This window comes from Glutamicibacter sp. (assembly GCF_035257265.1).
GTDB lineage: Bacteria > Actinomycetota > Actinomycetes > Actinomycetales > Micrococcaceae > Glutamicibacter.
Genome location: NZ_DATEXC010000040.1, coordinates 1 through 1,940, shown reverse-complemented (window position 1 = coordinate 1,940; position 1,940 = coordinate 1). Strand labels below are relative to the sequence as shown.

Genomic DNA, 1,940 nt, shown 5'->3' with positions numbered 1-1,940 from the left:
GCCTTTCTACTGGAGGTTACGCCCCCCTACCATCGCCGCACTTCAACTTGTCTTCCGGCCTCCCGTCACGGATACTCACCGGCAATAGGGACGGTGACGACTACAGGGGAGAGGCGATGGATTGGAAACACCTGCTCGCGTATATCACAGGGACAGTGGTTCAGGAACTGCTGCTGCGCAACGAGTACCTGGTGACGGAAAACCGCCTCCTCCGCAACCAGCTTAAAGGTCGCCTCCGGCTGAGTGATGGCGAGCGCACAGCCCTCGCTGTGATCGGCCACAAGCTGGGCAAGCAGGCCCTCACGGCAGTGGCCCAGATCGTCAAGCCCGAGACGATTCTCGGTAGTGTACGGATGATTTCGCGAAATTGAAAACGCTTGGGACATCCCGTAGAACCAGGGTTGTGCGTAACCTGATTCCATGGAGGGATGTCCCGATGAGCCATGCCAAGCAACTGCACCATCGCCGCTACTTGAATGACTACTTGGAGATTATCAATCGTGAGGGCCTCCCAGGCAACGTCAAAACCGACCTGTGCCTCACGGTGCAAGACACCGTGATCGCCACCGTACAACACGTCATCGAAGCGGCTTTAGAAGAAGAACTGCACGCCTATCTGGGGTTGGATCGCTATGAACATCTCCCCTGGGGTCGCCCACCCGAGTCGACCCGCAGTGGGAGCTATCAGCGCGCATTGCTCACGCAGTACGGCCCCATTGCCGACTTGCACGTGCCCAAACTGCGCCGGGGTAACGGGGCGCTGACCTGGCAAAGTATCACCCGCTATGAGCGCTGCTGGGGGCCGCTGCTGGACCACCAGGTGCTGAGCTATTGTTTGGGGCACAGTCTACGGGACTTGCAAGAAACGATGGCATTCACCCTGGGGGAAGTGCTTTCCCTTTCGGCCTGTAACCGCCTTGTGGCGCGGGTGGCTGAGCACCTCGCAGGGTTCAAGGCACACGTCCTTGCGAGTCCGCCACCGATTATCCTGGTCGATGGCATGTGGGTCAAGATCGCCTATCCCACAGGCGAGTGCCGCCTTGATGCCCAGGGCCGTCGTCGCGCGGTCAAGCGCAAGCAGAAGCGGGTGGTGCTCAGCGCGCTTGGCGTGTGGCCCGACGGGCACTGGGAAATCGTGCATTGGAAGGTAGCGGAAGGCGAACGGGCCGACACCTGGAAGGCATTCTTTGGCGAGCTCTACCTCAAAGGAGTCACCGAGGCCACCACCGACTTGGTGGTCAGCGACGGCGCCAACGGGCTGGCGAGTGCCCTGGATCATCACCTCTATGGCGTGGCCCACCAACGCTGCATTTTCCATAAGATCAAACAGCTGGCAGACCATTTGGTCTTTGGCGAGCTGAAAGTGGAGCCCAGGGGCGACGCGGAGCAAGCGGCTCGTCAGGCCAAGCGGCAGCGGAAAAAAGCGGTGTTGGTCGAGGCCAGTTGGGTCTATGACGGTACGAGCGAGACGCAGATGCGGGAGCGAGCCGAAGTGTTCCGGCAGGCGTGGGCCGATCGTGAACCCGACGCCGTCGCCAACTTTTTGGTCGATTTTGACAAGACTTTAGCCTACTTGTCGATCGCGTTTCCCGAGCCGTTCCGGGGGCTCATCCGGACGACGAACCTCCTGGAGCGCTTTCATAAGGAGATGCGGCGCAAGCAACGGGACATCGGGATGTTTCAGAGCGAGCAAGGCTGTGAGACGCTCTGGTATTTGCTCTCGAGAAGAGAGACAGCAAAACAGCGAGCGATGCTTCAGGGTAGGTTGTGAAAATTCGCGAAAAAGATCATACACTACCAGCAGAGAAGGAGCCGCTTCACCACGGAGCGCCGCTTCACACGCCGCCGTGAGGTACGCTAAGACATTGCGTTGCTGTTGTTTCAGCAATTCCCGCTGAGCCTCCAAGCCCAGTGATCACCGGGTGAGCGACACTGGCCTT

Annotated in this window: 2 protein-coding genes; both read left to right on the top strand. The window is 59.5% G+C overall.

Annotated elements, in window-relative coordinates; all coding sequences use genetic code 11:
- Positions 1 to 371, top strand: a 371-nt coding sequence (locus VJ369_RS11965) for a hypothetical protein (RefSeq protein ID WP_324092302.1), incomplete at its 5' end; no start/stop codon positions are given.
- Between the two features lie 65 nt (positions 372 to 436).
- Positions 437 to 1,771: an IS256 family transposase gene (locus VJ369_RS11960; protein ID WP_324092301.1), complete on the top strand. Its 1,335-nt coding sequence runs from the start codon at positions 437 to 439 to the stop codon at positions 1,769 to 1,771.
- Positions 1,772 to 1,940 lie beyond the last annotated feature (169 nt).